Annotated in this window: 14 protein-coding genes; 8 read left to right on the top strand and 6 right to left on the bottom strand. The window is 68.7% G+C overall.

Going from position 1 to position 15,376, the window contains the following annotated elements:
* Positions 1 to 23: 23 nt before the first annotated feature.
* Positions 24 to 1,205, bottom strand: coding sequence for a protein kinase domain-containing protein (locus tag J6U32_RS18610; protein WP_208791615.1), 1,182 nt, complete (start codon positions 1,203 to 1,205; stop codon positions 24 to 26).
* 126 nt (positions 1,206 to 1,331) lie between these two features.
* Here J6U32_RS18610 and J6U32_RS18605 point away from each other — a divergent pair, with 126 nt between their 5' ends.
* On the top strand, positions 1,332 to 1,697 hold the full coding sequence (locus tag J6U32_RS18605) for an Rv2175c family DNA-binding protein (RefSeq protein WP_208791614.1): 366 nt from the start codon (positions 1,332 to 1,334) through the stop codon (positions 1,695 to 1,697).
* Here J6U32_RS18605 and J6U32_RS18600 read toward each other — a convergent pair.
* Complete coding sequence (locus J6U32_RS18600; protein ID WP_208791613.1) at positions 1,694 to 3,253, bottom strand: alpha-(1->6)-mannopyranosyltransferase A; 1,560 nt, start codon at positions 3,251 to 3,253, stop codon at positions 1,694 to 1,696. The genes J6U32_RS18605 and J6U32_RS18600 overlap by 4 nt on opposite strands.
* A gap of 3 nt (positions 3,254 to 3,256) precedes the next feature.
* Positions 3,257 to 4,414: a polyprenyl synthetase family protein gene (locus tag J6U32_RS18595; RefSeq protein WP_208791612.1), complete on the bottom strand. Its 1,158-nt coding sequence runs from the start codon at positions 4,412 to 4,414 to the stop codon at positions 3,257 to 3,259.
* Between the two features lie 145 nt (positions 4,415 to 4,559).
* On the opposite strand from J6U32_RS18595, the gene J6U32_RS18590 reads away from it, so the two are divergent.
* Complete coding sequence (locus J6U32_RS18590) at positions 4,560 to 5,519, top strand: methylenetetrahydrofolate reductase (protein WP_208791611.1); 960 nt, start codon at positions 4,560 to 4,562, stop codon at positions 5,517 to 5,519.
* Between the two features lie 42 nt (positions 5,520 to 5,561).
* Here the strand turns inward: J6U32_RS18590 and J6U32_RS18585 are convergent, their stop codons facing one another.
* The 3 genes from J6U32_RS18585 to J6U32_RS18575 are packed head-to-tail and all read right to left on the bottom strand — an operon-like array spanning position 5,562 to position 8,997.
* On the bottom strand, positions 5,562 to 6,605 hold the full coding sequence (locus J6U32_RS18585) for an LppM family (lipo)protein (protein WP_208791610.1): 1,044 nt from the start codon (positions 6,603 to 6,605) through the stop codon (positions 5,562 to 5,564).
* Positions 6,602 to 8,272 (bottom strand): phytoene desaturase family protein, encoded by a 1,671-nt coding sequence (locus J6U32_RS18580; protein WP_208791609.1) that lies wholly within the window; start codon positions 8,270 to 8,272, stop codon positions 6,602 to 6,604. The genes J6U32_RS18585 and J6U32_RS18580 overlap by 4 nt, the downstream gene beginning before the upstream one ends.
* Positions 8,269 to 8,997, bottom strand: a complete 729-nt coding sequence (locus J6U32_RS18575) for a GNAT family N-acetyltransferase (RefSeq protein WP_244332136.1) — start codon at positions 8,995 to 8,997, stop codon at positions 8,269 to 8,271. The genes J6U32_RS18580 and J6U32_RS18575 overlap by 4 nt, the downstream gene beginning before the upstream one ends.
* A gap of 305 nt (positions 8,998 to 9,302) precedes the next feature.
* Here J6U32_RS18575 and J6U32_RS18570 point away from each other — a divergent pair, with 305 nt between their 5' ends.
* From J6U32_RS18570 to J6U32_RS18545, 6 genes are all read left to right on the top strand, one after another.
* The gene (locus J6U32_RS18570; RefSeq protein WP_208791608.1) at positions 9,303 to 9,770 is read left to right on the top strand and encodes an SAV_6107 family HEPN domain-containing protein; all 468 of its coding nucleotides are present in this window, start codon (positions 9,303 to 9,305) and stop codon (positions 9,768 to 9,770) included.
* 221 nt (positions 9,771 to 9,991) lie between these two features.
* The gene (locus J6U32_RS18565; RefSeq protein WP_208791607.1) at positions 9,992 to 10,411 is read left to right on the top strand and encodes a DUF3040 domain-containing protein; all 420 of its coding nucleotides are present in this window, start codon (positions 9,992 to 9,994) and stop codon (positions 10,409 to 10,411) included.
* Positions 10,412 to 10,836: 425 nt separating this feature from the next.
* Positions 10,837 to 11,277 (top strand): division/cell wall cluster transcriptional repressor MraZ, encoded by a 441-nt coding sequence (gene mraZ / locus J6U32_RS18560; protein ID WP_208791606.1) that lies wholly within the window; start codon positions 10,837 to 10,839, stop codon positions 11,275 to 11,277.
* A 324-nt stretch (positions 11,278 to 11,601) separates the two neighbouring features.
* Entirely contained in the window at positions 11,602 to 12,579 is a 978-nt protein-coding gene (gene rsmH, locus J6U32_RS18555; RefSeq protein WP_208796201.1) for a 16S rRNA (cytosine(1402)-N(4))-methyltransferase RsmH, read from the top strand.
* Complete coding sequence (locus tag J6U32_RS18550; RefSeq protein WP_208791605.1) at positions 12,576 to 13,445, top strand: hypothetical protein; 870 nt, start codon at positions 12,576 to 12,578, stop codon at positions 13,443 to 13,445. Before rsmH ends, J6U32_RS18550 begins: the two co-directional genes overlap by 4 nt.
* A 21-nt stretch (positions 13,446 to 13,466) precedes the next feature.
* Positions 13,467 to 15,362, top strand: coding sequence for a peptidoglycan D,D-transpeptidase FtsI family protein (locus J6U32_RS18545; protein WP_208791604.1), 1,896 nt, complete (start codon positions 13,467 to 13,469; stop codon positions 15,360 to 15,362).
* Positions 15,363 to 15,376: the final 14 nt, after the last annotated feature.

Here is a 15,376-nt window from a genome sequence, read left to right as displayed (position 1 = left end):
GGGGGTTTTCGGGGCCGGGCTCGTCAGGAGAGCAGTAACTGGGAGCCGACCCACCATCCGGCGCCACCCGCCGCGGCGGCCGCGATGAGCACGATCACCAACCAGATCAGTGTGCGCAGCCGCCGATCGGCGAGATCGTCGAAGGGGTCGGGCATGCCCTGCGCGCCGCCGCGCTCGCCGCTCGCCGCCCTGGACGCGGCACCGCGATCGATGACCGCCGAGACCTTCGTCGAGGGCGCGTCGGTCGTCGGTCCGGGCCGCGAGGCCACCCGGGTGCCCTGCGGGCTCGCCGCCGCCCGACGGCGCGCCATCGTCTCCCGCTCGGCGGAGCGTCGTGGGGCCGGCACGGTGAACGGCGGCAGATCGAGATCCTCGGCCACGTCGAGCAGCGCCTCCCGCATCTCGAAGGCGTTCGCATAGCGATCGGCCGGGCGACGTTCGGTCGCCCGTAACACCACCTCGTCGAGTTCGACCGGGACCCCGGCGATCACGTCGCCGGGTGCGGGCACGTCATAGGTCAGTCTCTGGTACGCCAGTGCCAGTGGCGTGTCGCCGCGGAACGGCGTACGCCCGGTGAGTAATTCGAAGAGCATGACCCCCATCGAATAGACGTCGCTGCGCGCGTCGGCGGTCGCGGACTCGACCTGTTCGGGGGAGAGGTAGGCGGCGGTGCCGAGGATGACGCTGGCCGAGGTGACCCCCGATTCGGCGACCGCGCGGACCAACCCGAAATCGGCGACCTTCACCTCGCCGGCATCGGAGATCAGCACGTTCTCGGGTTTGATGTCGCGATGCACCAGACCGGCCGCGTGTGCCGTACCCAGTCCGCCCAGCGCCGGATCGGCAACAGCGACCACCGCATGCGGGGGCATCGGGCCCCGCTCGCGCAACAATTCCCGGACACTGCCGCCCTCGACGAGCTCCATCACCAGGAAGGCGACCCCGTCGTCGATGCCCTGGTCGTACACCGCGACGAGCCCGGGATGTTTGAGGCCGGCCACCGCCCGCGCCTCGAACTCGAAGCGGCGCAAGAACTGTGGGTCCGCGGCGTATCGGGTGTCCATCACCTTGACCGCGACGTCGCGGCCCAGTCGAAGATCGAGACCGAGATACACCGCCGACATCCCGCCACGGGCGATGGGCGCGTCGATACGGTAGCGGTCCTCCAGCACCGCCCCGATCAACTCGTCGACCCCTGCCTGCACGACTGTGAATCTACCCGGATGGCCGTGCCGCGCCCCGGAACCACCGGTGGTGCTGCGCACCGGGCCCGGCGGTGGTGGCGGCGAACCAGGTGAAGACACGGCCCGGGAGACGGTAATCTCTGGGCCGTGAGTTCACTTCCCCTCTCGCGCGACGTCATCCCGGTCGAGGTCGAGACGTATTCGGTCGACGAGGTCTCCCGACTGTTGGGCGTGTCGACCAATCGCGTGCGCACCTTGATCCGCGATCACCGCCTGCTGGCCGTGTCCCGAGACGGCGAGCCCGCGGTGCCGTGTCTGTTCTTCGACGATCTCGGCATCGCCAAGCACTTCACCGGCCTCGTCGACGTGCTGCTCGACGGCGGGTTCACCCGCGACGAGGCGATGCGCTGGCTGTTCACCGAATTCGACGATCTGCAGATGCATCCCGCGGCGGCGCTGCACACGCATTCGGCCCGTGAGGTCATCCGGCGCGCACAGGCGCAGGCGTTCTAGGCCTCACTCCGGGACCGGTTGGGTTCGGCGCCCCACAGTCGTCGGGCCAGGGTGCCCAGGCGCAGCGGGTCGGGACGCAGCAGCGAGATGGCGGCCAGTAGCGAGAGCGCGGCGGCCAATGCCACCTCGGGCAGTTTGTAGAAGACGATCGAGTCGTCGGGCTGGAAGACGATCAGCATGAACGTCGACACCCCGACCACGACGGCCCGCACCCAGCCGGGCAGCGTGAAAGCAACCGCGACGACGAGAACCCAGGTGTAATACCAGGGCAGTGTCGACGGTTCGAGCAGCAGCACCGCCAGCATCGCCCACGCCAGCCCGGCCATGGCGCTGCGTTCGTCGGCACGGTGGCGCCACCACAACGCCACGAGGATCATCGCCAGACACACCGCGCCGATCGCCCGCGTGACGGTCAGCACCGGCCACAGGTTCAGTGCGGTGAACGGTGCCGCCACCAGCGTCACCACATGTGCTGAGGCGGTGGGCAGCGTGAACCAGTTGATGATCTGGTCGGCCCAGCCCAGACCGGTGAGCCAGCCCAGTCCGAGACCGAGAACGGCGGTCCAGGCGGCGAACACCGCGACCGGAACGGCGATCACCACCGCGAACACCCGCGCGACATCGGCGCCGGTGACCTTGCGTTGGGATCGGATGTGCGAGAGCCAGATCCACACCACGAACGGGATCGCCACGCCCGCGGTGACCTTGATCGACACGGCCAGCCCCAGTACCGCCAGACCGCTGACGTGCCGGCCGGCGACGGTCAGGGCGAGTCCGGCGGCCAGCACGCCCATCATCAGCAATTCCACGTGCGGGCCGCCGACGAGGTGGATCAACACCATCGGATTGAGTAACGCCAGCCACACCCCGACCTGCGGCGAGGCGCCGAAGTGGGTCGCCACACGCGGAACGGCCCACAGCGACAACAGGAGTCCGGGTAACAGCACCAGACGCATCAACCAGACGCCGGTGAGGACGTGCTCACCGGATACGGCGACCACACCGCGGGTGATCGCCATGAACATCGGGCCGTAGGGCGCCGTCGTCGACGCCCACACCTGCGCCATGCTGTCGAGGACGGGGCCGGGATGGTGGGCCGGCCCGTCGGCGTAGGGATCGAATCCGGAGGCGAAGACCACCCCCTGCCCGAGGTAGGCGTAGACGTCGCGACTGAACAGTGGCACGGTCACGCACAGCGGTGCGGCCCACCCGATCACGGTCCATCGCAGTGTGGTCAGGCTCGGGAGGGGCCGGTCGGCATCGGGGGAGCAGAGTCGTCGACCCAGCCTCATCCACGCGAACACCATCGCGGCGACGCCGAGCCAGAACACGATCGCGCCCAACGTCTTTCCGTGGCCGTAGGTGATCGCGTCGAGTCCCACGTCCTGCAGACCCGGGTGGTTGCGGGGGATGTCGGCGACCGAGAAACCGCCCAGACACACTGCGATCGCCCCGATCCCACCGAGCCAGATCTCTGCGGGCAGGAACGGTGTGGGGACCGGAGGTGCCGCGGCGGGCCGGCCGGGAGTTGCTGCAACTCGACTGCGCGAGAACATCAATCAGGCCTCGCGGTGGGCGATCCGACCGGCCATCGCGATCAGGTCGGCCCGGATGTCGGTGCCGATCTCGGCGTGTTCGAGCCGGGCCACGGCGGCCTCGAGCAGAGCGGTGACGCGGCGTTCGATCTCCTCGACGGCGCCCACGTCGACGAGAAGCTCACGGATGCGGGTCAACTCGTGATCGTCGAGACGCCGGCCGACCGCATCACGCAACACCGCCGCCAATCGCGGATCGCGCTGATCGGCTCGTTCGAGACCCAGTGCCAGAAGTGCGGTGCGTTTGCCCTCGGCGAGATCGTCGCCGGAGGGTTTACCCGTTCGATCCGGGTCGCCGAACACGCCGAGCAGATCGTCGCGCAGCTGAAAGGCGATGCCCAGATCGTGGCCCACCGAGCGCAGGTCGTCGAGCAGCACCGCGGGCGCGCCGGCCATGCGGGCCCCCAGTTCGAGCGGACGGGCAACGGTGTAGGCGGCGGTCTTGAATTCCATCACCCGATAGGCGGATTCGACGGTGTCGTCGCCGCTGACCTCGTTGACGATGTCGAGGTACTGCCCGCCGAGCACCTCGGTGCGCATCGCCGCCCAGACCGCGGACACCTCGGCCGGAAGCGGATTCGGTGCGGGTGCGCCGGCGTCAGGGCCGGCCGGGCTGTGTCCGCCGACGAGGTCGTCGGCCCAGGCCAGCGCGAGATCTCCGGCGAGGATGGCCGCGGCGACGCCGTGGCCGGCCCCGTCGCCGGACCACCCGGCGTCGCGATGGGCGGTCTCGAAGCGCCGATGCACCGTCGGCCGACCGCGGCGGGTGTCGGAATGATCGATGATGTCGTCGTGGATCAGCGCACACGCCTGGACGAGTTCCAGTGCGGCACAGACCCGCAGCGCGTCGGCGGCGGACTGCTCGGGATGCGGCGGACGCCTCTCGAGGCTGCTGATCCCGGCCAACCAGCCCGCGTAGGCGAACATCGGCCGGACCCGTTTGCCACCGAGCCGGACGAAGTCGGCGACGATGTCGGCGGCGCGTCCCACGACCGGCGAGATGGCGCCGGCGACCGGCAACGTGGCGTCGAAGAAGCGCTCGAGGACTGCGCCCGTGGCGGCGGGCACCTCCGACAACGACGTCGGCTCTGCGTCGGCGGGCGGCGGTGCGGTCGGGCTCATTCCCTCAGGCTAGGGCATGTCGCCCAGGGGCAGACACGCCCCGGAGCGCCTACCGGGCACGGTCCCGCAGCGACGGACCCACGTGCCACTGCAGCCGGGTGCCACGGCAGCCAACGTGCCACAACGACCTACGTACAATGGCGCGGTGACCTCATCCCCACCGGCGCTCTCCGTCGTCGAACGCCTTGCCGCACCGCCGGCCAACGGCGTCGTGCACTTCTCGGTGGAGTTCATGCCACCCCGCGATCACGAGGGCGAGGCGCGGCTGTGGCGCGCGGTCCGGGTGTTCGAGCGTCTCGACCCGGCATTCGTGTCGTTGACCTACGGGGCAGGCGGGTCGACGAGGGATCGTACGGTCCGGATCGCCGGTGAACTCGCGACGCAGACCACCCTGGTGACGGTCGCGCATCTGACCGCCGTCAATCACAGCATCGCCGAACTGCGTGCCCTCGTCGGGTCCTACGCCGATCAGGGCATCACGAATCTGCTTGCGCTGCGCGGGGATCCGCCGGGCGATCCCCTCGGCGAGTGGGTCCGGCACCCGCAGGGTGTGGAGTACGCGCGCGAACTCGTCGAATTGATCTCGGGCCTCGGCGACTTCCACGTCGGTGTCGCTTCGTTCCCCGAGGGGCACCACCGCGCCCGCGATCTCGATCAGGACACCGAGGTGCTCGTCGGCAAACTGCGTGCCGGTGCCGAGTATTCGGTGACCCAGATGTTCTTCGATGTCGAGGACTTCCTGCGGCTGCGCGACCGGGTGGCGCGCGCCGACCCCGAGCAGGCCGCCAAACCACTCATTCCCGGGCTCATGCCGATCACCTCGCTGGCCAGCGCCCGTCGCATGACACAGCTGTCGGGGTCGGTGATCCCACCCGCGGTCGAGCGACGCTTCGCCGAGGCCGCAGGTGACGGACCGGAGGAGGATCGCGCAGCGGTGCGGGCCGTCGGCATCGACTTCGCCACCGAGACCGCGCAGCGACTCATCGCCGAAGGCGTTGCCGGCCTGCACTTCTGCAGCCTGAACTTCGCCAAGGCAACGTGTGAGGTGCTCGACCGCCTCGGCGTCGGCGTGCCCGACGCGCTGCCGACTGTCGGGGCGCGCTGACGGGTCGATCGGCCGGTTCGGGGTGATCCCGCGGGAGTCGGTTCAGGACTTGCCGGTGTTGCCGTCGGGTGCCCCGGCGTCGCGGTGCGCAACTCCCTGATCCGGAGCGGCGTCGGCGGGGACGGTGGCCTTGTCGTCCGTGGCCGCCGTGGCCGAGGTGCCCGCCGCCTTCTTTCCCGCCGCCTTCTTACCGGAGTTCTTCTTTCCGCCCGTCGACGCCGCCCGGGCCGGTCGTCCCGGACGCGGGCTGCGGTCGCGGGAAACATAGGCCAACCGGATGACGACGAGCACCACCGCGGCGCAGATGAGCACCATCAGCCACGTCCAGCCGCCGAATGCGGCGGTCGACGGGTCGGCGTAGGTCGATTCGGCGGTGAAGTCGGCCGACTTGCCGGGCTCGGGCGTCCAGGAGACCGAGGTGTTGGTGTTCTGGTCGCCGTTGGTCGCGGTGATCGGGCCGGCGAAAGAGATCGTGAAGCGGACGTAGTCGCGATTCGGGATCAGACCGGTGAGATCGGTCGACCCGCGGAATCGCACCACCGAGCCGCTGCGCTTGGCCGACAGGTCCATGGTCATCGCGGTGTCGCCGAAGGCGTCGGCGATGATGTCGCCGAGCTGGCTGAGCTGACCCGCGGTCAGGTTGCTGAAGGTCGCACGGCTGCCGACCAGCGTGGCGTCGTCGCTGCTGTCGCCGGACTGCTCCTGGGGTGTCGGTGCCGCCTGTGTGGAATCCGACGGCGCGGAATCAGACGGCGTGGAATCCGAGGACGGCTGGTCGGTGTCCTCCGACGGCGATGGCTGCGCCGACGCCGGCGCGCCCGAACCCTGTGTCGACGTGCTGGCGCGATAGTCCGAGACCGCGATGTTGCCGGTCATCGACTCGGGGATGTCGAATTTCGGTGCGCCACGCGGATTGTCCGGCGAGGTGGCCACGACCACGCTGCCGGCGAATCGATCACCGACCGTCGTGGACCGTTGCAGGCATCCCGACATCAACGGGGCCGCGATGAGCAGCACGACCGTGAGCACGAAGGCAGACGCGCGGGGTGGGCTCAGGCGAGTGATCGGCGGACGCACGCTGCTCATCGTGCCAGATGCCGGGGTGATAGCGGCCATAGGCGCCGACCGCGTGTATCGCCGGGGTGCCGGCCCGTGCCGCGCGCGATCGCGGCCCGTCCGGCGATACGCCCGCTGGCGCCGGTGACCCCACCGCCGGGATGGGTCGAGGCGCCGGCGAGCAGGATGCCGTCGGCGCCGGGCACCTCGTGGCCGGACAGGTCCGGGTGCGGACGAAGCATGAACATCTGGTCGATCGTCATCTCGACGTGCATGATGTTGCCGCCGATCAGTGCCAGTTCGGATTCCAGCGCCTGCGGGGTCTGGATGTGGCGGTGCTCGATGCCATCGGCGAAGCCGGGAGCGTGACGCTCGACCTCGGCGATCACCGCGTCGGCGGCGACGGCGGCCACCTCGTCCCACCCGGATCCGTCGGCGAGATGACGCGGATGCCATTGCGCCCACAGATTGACGAGATGATGCCCGGGCGGGCTGAGGGTCGGGTCGATGCCGGAGAATCCCATCGCCAGACACGCAGGCCGCTCGGGCAGTTCGCCGACCGCTGCCGCGGTCTGTGCGCGGCGGAGCTGATCCCGGTCGGTGACGAGCAACCCCAGTGCCGAATGCACGCCGTGCGCGGGGAGGTCCGCGGGCAGATCCCGATACCCGGGCAACTCGCGGGTCCCCAGACGCACGGCCATCCCGATACCCGAGCCGACGATGATCTGACGTCGCCACCGCGCGAGCGCCTCGGGGTCGAATCCGCCGGCCGCGAGCATGTCGAGGGTGGCCAGGATGTGGCAGGCGCCGATCACCGTGTCGGCACATCGCGGCGCGCTGTCGGCGGTTTCGACCCGCCAGTGGTCGCCGCATCGGGAGATCGAGGTGGCCGCGGCATCGGTGATCACCTCGCCGCCGTCACCGGTGAGCCGGCGCACGAGCGCATCGGTCAGCGCTCCGCTGCCGCCGACGGCGCGGCCGGGTGGGATCTGGTGCATCAGCGCTGCGAACCCGATCATCGGGGCGGTCGCGGGGGCGCTCATCGGCGGGCCCGACTGGGCACCGAACCAGGCGAGGGCGGCCTTGAGGTGCTCGGAACCGAACCAGCGGTCCAGCAGGGCATCCCCGGACGACATCAGGTCCTGGGTCACCGACATCATCCGGCCCGACCGCGCACCGAACAGGCCGGTCCGCGCGGTGGTGGCGGTGGGACCGAGACCACCGAAGGCGCGCGCGAACCGCCCCGGCGTGGCCGGTTCGTAGAAGGAGCGCATGAGTGCTCGGGCGCGCGGCGCCCAGGTCGCCACGAAGGCGCGATAGGCGTCGGCGTCGGCGCGTCCGCAGGCACGTTCGATCGAGACGCAGGTGGCGTCGAGGTCGGTGCGGAAGACGATCGGTCCGGCGGTGTCGGTCGCCGGACAGAACGCCCACGGGTCGCAGTCGAGGTAGGTCAGACCCGCGTCGGCGAGTGCGAGTTCGTCGAGGACCGGGGAGTGGCGGATCATCAGGTGCGCCGACGAGCCGCGGTCGACGCGATAGCCGGGAAAGCGCTCGACGGTCGACACCGCACCACCCGGGATGGTGTCGCGTTCCAGGACGGTCACCGAACGCCCCGCCCGGGCCAGGTAGGCGGCCGCGACCAGACCGTTGTGACCGGCGCCGACGACGATCGCGTCGCCCACCGGATGCGTCGTCATCGGGTCAGGTCGGATTCGCCGGGGACGGGTTGCCCGGGGACGATGGGTTCGCCGGGGCCGATGGGATCGGCGGTGCCCGGCACGACCGTGGGTGCGACGAGGGGTAGTCGTCGCCCGAGGAAGGCGAACGGGCGCGGGTCGCCGGTGAAGGTGAATCCGCGCAGGACGTCACCGAAGCCCATGCGCCGGTACAACGCCCAGGCGCGGTTGCCCTCGTCGGCGATCTCCGGTGTGGACAACAGGACGTGGTGTTCGGGTCGGTCGGCGAGGAGGCGGTGCAGTAGCCATTCGCCGATCCGATGCCCCTGCGCACTCGGGTGGACGTGGAGTTCGGTCAGCTCGAAGTAGTCCTCGGTGATCTCGTCGATGATCCGCGGGTCCCGACCGGTCGATCGCAGACCGGCGCGGAGTTGCTGATTCCACCATTGGTCGGGCGCTCCGCGGTAGCCGTAGGCGATCCCGACGAGCACCTCGTCGCCGCGGGGGGACAGGGGCGGGTCCAGCCGTCGGCGGACGAGATCCAGCGAGCCGTCCTCGGCGGGGGACACGGTCGCGATCGCGCCGTAGGCCTCCCATCCGGGTCGGCGGATGTGCTCACGCCACAGTCCGGCGCGATGCATCTCGGTTCCGCGTGGATAGTTCATCGCTGTGACATAGATCTCGAGTGCCGGGCCCAGCCAGACCGCACAGTCACGTCCGTCGAGACGGGCGATCCGAATCGTCACGTGCGGTCCTTCCTGTTGTCGATCCCGTGCTCGGATGCCCGCACCCTTTTGTCGGTGGCGTCGGGCATGGTGATGCGCATCGGGTTGCCGAACGCCTTGCCCCGGCGATCAGATCTGACTACCATTGAATCCGTCGAACGGGTGTTCGATGAATGTGCCTCCGCAAGCTGTTCGCCGCCACCCGACGACCGACGCGGTCCGGCGGTGGGCGAGGGAAGCGCCTGCCCTCGGACCGCGTTGACACCAAAGGGTCGGCCGGCGCGGCCCACCTGACCCACGAACACCGCGACAACGGAAGGAGGCCCATGATGACACGTCGAACGACCCCACAGGTCGAGGTGGATCCGATCGTCGTCGGGCGCGCGCGTGACCTGCTTGAACGTGCCGATCTCCTTCTCGAGAACGCCGACGGGATCACCGACGACGCCGAACGCTTCCGGCAGCTGTACCTGACCTCGTTGCGGGCTGCCGGTGCGGCCCTGGCCATCGGTGAGCCGACCAGCGGCCGCTCGACGCGCGGGTTGTCGTCGAACGCATGGAATCGTCTGGCGGTGATCATGCCGGACCTGGCCGAACAGGCCGAACGTTTCGCCGCATGGTCTGGTCTTCGAATGAACATCGAGGCCGGATTGGAGCGACATGTCGATCCGGTTGTCGTCGCCGAACTGCACCGCCTGGTGCTGACATTCCTCGACACCGTCGAGGGCGTGGTGATCGCCTATGAGCAAGGCGGACATGGCGCGCAATTGGGATCGCTGGCACATCCCGCGTGATGTGTCGCAACCGGTCGGGCCTCCCGAGCCGGTGCCGCGCGGCGCCATCGCATCGGCGCCGGTAACGGCCCCGAACACAAAAACGATTCAACGAGTGCGGTTATGGTGGTCGCCGCCGGAATCACCTCGTATCATGGTTGTAGGCCGCGAACATAGTCATCAGGCGAGTATCGCGGCGAACATCTCGTCGATGGCTCGTCGGTTACAGGTAAGGAGGGTCGGTGCCACTCTCGGAGCACGAGCAGCGCATGCTCGAAGAGATCGAAAGCGCTCTGTACGCGGAGGACCCGAAGTTCGCGTCCAGCGTCACTCGTCGCCGCCTCGGGCGGTCGACCGGTCGTCGCCGCATCCAGGCGGCCGTCGTTTTCGTCCTCGGTCTGGCGCTGTTGATCGTGGGACCCATCATCGGGCTCGACGTGGGTGGTTTCCCCATCCTGAGTCTCGTCGGCTTCCTCGTCATGTTCGCCGCAGCACTGCTGGCGCTGTGGGGCGGGCTACCCGGCAAGGGAGCGCCGCCGTCGGCCGATCGCGGCCCGGGCGGACGTGGGTCCGGAGGGCGCGGATCGAAGGCCGCGACGCCCAAGCGCAAGTTCACCGAGCGCATGGAAGACCGCTTCAATCGCCGGTTCGAGCAGGAGTGATCCCGCAACGAACCCACTGAGGTTCCGCGACTGATTTCTCACAGCAGCCGCACACCCCCGCCGGGTGTGCGGCTGCTGTCGTATGTGCACATCAGGGGCCGCCCCCACACGGCCCCACCGGAGTCCCCACACAGCCCCACCGGAGTCCCCACACGGCCCCACAGGCAGCCCCACCACACCCGGAATCGCGATCTCACCAGCCACAATTCTCCTCACAGACCTCACCTGTCAGGCAGGGCCACGCCGGTCCACATGGCTGAGACCTACCGTGTCGCGGTCGCAATTGTGCTCTTGACCTGCGTATTCATCTGCGGGTGGGGAATCGGGGTGGTTTTGGGGTGGAAAGTGGTGGAAAGTGGGGTACTGTGGGCGTCACTGGGTGAGGCGATCCGGAACGCCGGACCCGGTGGGCGGGAGGTGCCGACATGTCGACGAGATTTGTCGGTACCTACACGCCCAAGTTGGACGACAAGGGGCGACTCACGTTGCCCGCGAAGTTTCGCGACGCATTGGCAGGAGGGGTGATGGTCACACGTGGCCAGGACCACAGCCTGTCGGTGTATCGGGCCGAGGAGTTCGATGCGATCGCGGAGAAGACGATGGAGGCGTCGCGCAACGATCCCGAAGCGCGCGCATTCCAGCGGTACTTCTTCGCCAGCACCGATGAGCAACGGCCCGACGGGCAGGGGCGGATCACCCTGGCGGCCGAACATCGGCAGTACGCGGGACTGTCCAAGGAGTGTGTGGTGATCGGCAGCTTCGATCACCTGGAGATCTGGGACGCACAGGCATGGCGTGACTACCAGAGTCAGCACGAGGAGAACTTCTCGGCGGCGAACTCCGCGGCGTTGAGCGCGGTGCTCTAACTCCGCAACGTGGGTGCAGGACAGATGCACAGGGCTTCGGGTGGCACGAGGCCCCGACCCGGTCCGACCCTGGCGTACTTCCCCAACGCCAGGTGCGCGATCGGGTCGGGACCCCGCTCCACCACAAGCCGACGCAACCAACACACGACAGCCACCCCTCTTCGAGGCCGGCCCGCGCGACGGGAGCGGCCGCTCGGGGGACGGCGCACTCGGAGGGGCAGGCCGGTGACACCGCAGGACGACGACAACAGTGCGGGTGCGCAGACCCCGCCGTCGCGTCGCTCGGGTGAACGCCGTTCCGGCGAACACGGGCACGTGCCCGTCATGGCTCGACGCATCATCGAATTGTTGCGCCCGGCTCTCTCGAATCCCCCCGCTCTCTCGAATTCCCCTGCTCTCTCGAATTCCACTGTCGCACAACCGGTGTTCGTCGATGCCACGCTCGGCGCCGGCGGGCACACCGAATTGATCCTGCGGGAGTTCGGGTCGGTCCGGGTCATCGGGATCGATCGGGACGCCGCGGCGCTGACCACCGCCGCTGCACGCCTGGCCGACTTCGGGGACCGAATCACGTTCCATCAGGCCAGATTCGACGAACTCCCGGCGGTTCTCGCCGAAGCCGGCGCCGACCGCGTCGATGCCGCCCTCTTCGATCTCGGTGTGTCCTCGATGCAACTCGACCAGGCGGAGCGGGGTTTCGCCTACGCCGTCGACGCACCGCTGGACATGCGAATGAATCCCGAGGCCGGACCCACTGCGGCCGATGTGCTCAACACCTACTCCCATGGCGACATCGCCCGCATCCTCCGCGAATACGGCGACGAACGCTTCGCCGGCAAGATCGCGTCGGCGATCGTGCGCGAACGCGAGCGTGAGCCCTTCACCACCAGCGCGCGACTCGTCGAACTGCTCTATGCCGCGATCCCGGCGGCCACCCGGCGCACCGGTGGGCACCCGGCCAAGCGGACCTTTCAGGCGCTGCGGGTGGAGGTCAACGGCGAACTCGAGGCGCTCCGACAGGCGCTTCCAGGGGTGTTGGCGTCGCTGCGGGTGGGTGGTCGTGTGGCGATGATGAGTTACCAGTCACTCGAGGACACAATCGTCAAGCGGGAGTTCGCATTACGGACGACCTCGACCTCGCCGCCCGGGCTGCCGGTCGAATTGCCCGGCACGGCACCACGATTCCGACTCATCACCCGAGGTGCCGAGCGCCCCGACCAACAAGAACTCGACACCAATCCGCGATCGACGCCGGTCCGGGTCCGTGTCATCGAACGAATCGCAGAGGAGGAGGTGAGATGACCCTTCTCGACGACATCGAACGCCAGGATCGACTGCGCGACAAGGATTTCGACACCACTGAACGCGCCCCCCGGCGCACCCGTGGCGGGGTCGGGAGGCCGACCCGATCGCGGGCGGCCCAGCGTGCGATCGATCGGCACAGCAAGCGGACCGCCTCCCAGGAGCGGGGCGCACGACGCGGCTCGGTCTCGGCGCCCGTGGTCGCGGCGTCTGGCGCCCGGCGAATTAGTCTGTCCGAGCGACTCTCCCGCGTGCCCTTTGTCATCCCGGTGCTGCTCGTGCTTGCCTTCGGCCTGGGTCTGAGTCTCTGGCTGTCCACCAAGGCGGCTCAGGACTCCTATCAGATCGGCATCGCCCGCCAGCAGAATCAGGAGTTGCTCGATCGCAGCGACACCCTCAAGCGCACCTTCGAGTCGGGTAACTCCGCACCCGAATTGTCCGATGCCGCAGGGGCGCTCGGGCTGGTGGTGGATCAGAACCCGGCCCGCATGGTGATCGGTCCGGACGGTAAGCCGCGCATCGTCGGCGACCCGGAGCCGGCCACCGGAAAGCGCATGCCCTCGATCAACCCCGACGATCAGCCGAATCCGGCTGCCACGATCGACCCGAAGAAGGTCGATGACTCGGTGGGTCTTGGTGGCGCCCCAACGGCCTCACCGAGTTCCACCGCACCGAGTTCCGGCACGGCGGGTACCGCCACACCGAGTCCCGGTGCCGCGGCACCGGGTGCAACGACTCCGGCACCTGCCGGGACCGGCACGCAACCACCGGCCCCGGCAGCGACCACGCCTGCGCCCAATGTGTTGCCGCAGGCCGCGCCGGCGACAAGCAACCCGCCGAGCGGAAATTCGCCGGAGACGCGTTAGTACGGTGGACAATTGACGATCATGACGACACGTGCGACCAGACCGGCCGCCTCCGGCCATTCGGCCGCCGGCGGAGCAGGCCGTCCACCGCGGACCCCCCGACAACCCCCGAAACGACCGCAGACCTTCGTCGTACGCAGCCGGATCGCGGGTGTGGTGGTGCTGCTCGCGGTCATCGCCGTGGCGGTCCGCATGGTGGTGGTCCACACCATCGAGGCGCCGGCCCTCGCACAGCAGGCCGCAGCCCAGCGTGAATACACGCAGATCATGACCGCCAAGCGTGGCGCGATCCTCGATCGCAACGGGCGGCCGTTGGCCTACACCGACGATGCACGGTCGCTGACCTTCCTGCCCAAGGCGGTGCGCAACTCGATCGCCAAGGCGCACAAGGACAATCCCAGCCTGCCCGACGTCGAGACAAGACTGCATCAGATCGCCGACGGTGTCTCGGGTGCGCTCGGCGGATCGATCAGCGCCGACGACCTCTACAAGAAGCTCACCAGCGACGACACATTCGTCTATCTCGCGCGCTCGATCAGCCCCGACGTCGCGTCGCGGATCACCACCGACTATCCCGAGGTCGGGGCCGACCCGCAGAGCGTGCGGATCTATCCCGGTGGATCGTTGGCCGCCAACATCGTCGGTGACGTCAACTACGACGGCAACGGACTGATCGGTCTCGAGGCCTCACTCGACTCGGTACTGGCCGGCACCGACGGCTCCAAGACCTACGACCGCGGCTCCGACGGCGCGATCATCCCGGGCTCGACGCGCAACGTCCACCCGGCGATCAACGGCGCCAACGTGCAATTGACCATCGACTCCGACATCCAGTGGTACGTGCAGAGCGAGGTGATGAAGGCCAAGGCCGCATCGGGGGCACGGTCGGCGTCGGCGGTGGTGCTCGACGCGAAAACCGGTGAAGTGCTCGCGATGGCCAACGACGGCACGTTCAACGCGTCCAAGCCGCTGTCGGATCAGCCCGACGCCAACCTCGGCAACCCCGCGGTGACCTCACCGTTCGAGCCGGGATCGGTCAACAAGGTGATTACCGCGTCGGCGGCGATCCAGTACGGATTGACGACTCCCGAACAGGTACATCAGGTTCCCGGCAGCATCCACATGGCCGGGGTGACCGTCAACGACGCCTGGGTCCACGGTGTCGCCCCGTACACCACGACCGGAATCTTCAGTAAGTCCTCCAACGTCGGCACCCTGATGCTGGCCCAGCAGGTGGGCGAGCAACGATTCGCCGGCATGGTCAATCGCTTCGGACTCGGTCGCATCACCGGCGTCGGGCTGCCCGCCGAGAGTGGCGGCGAGGTTCCCGCGTTGAGTCAATGGTCGGGTGGTTCGTTCGCGAACCTGCCGATCGGCCAGGGCCTGTCGATGACGCTGCTGCAGATGACCGGTATGTATCAGGCCATCGCCAACAACGGACTGCGCATCCCGCCACGCATCCTCGAGTCCGAGACGCGAGGGGGTCAGTCACCGTCCGAGGAGCCACGCCCACCGGGAGTGCAGGTCGTGAGCCCGCAGACCGCGGTGACGGTGCGCAACATGTTCCGCGGGATCTTCCAGGACGATCCGATGGGCGAACAGGAGGGTACCGGCGCCAAGGGGGCAGTGCCCGGCTATCAGCTTTCCGGCAAGACCGGTACGGCGCAGCAGGTCGATCCCGCGTGTGGGTGCTACTCGAACTCGAGCTACAACATCACCTTCGCCGGGATCGCCCCCGCCGATGACCCGCGGTTCGTCGTCGGGATCATGCTCGACAATCCCAAGCGCAGTTCCGACGGTTCGGGTGGGCAGTCGGCGGCGCCGCTGTTCAAATCCATTGCCTCGTGGATTCTGCAGCACGACCGCATCCCGCAATCACCGCAGCCCACACCACGTATGGTGCTGCAGGCCTCGTGAGCCCGACGCCCGGC

This window comes from Gordonia polyisoprenivorans, from assembly GCF_017654315.1.
In the GTDB taxonomy this organism is placed as follows: Bacteria; Actinomycetota; Actinomycetes; order Mycobacteriales; family Mycobacteriaceae; genus Gordonia; species Gordonia polyisoprenivorans_A.
Note: the sequence above shows the minus strand (reverse complement) of the source record. Positions and strands in the feature narration are given on the sequence as shown.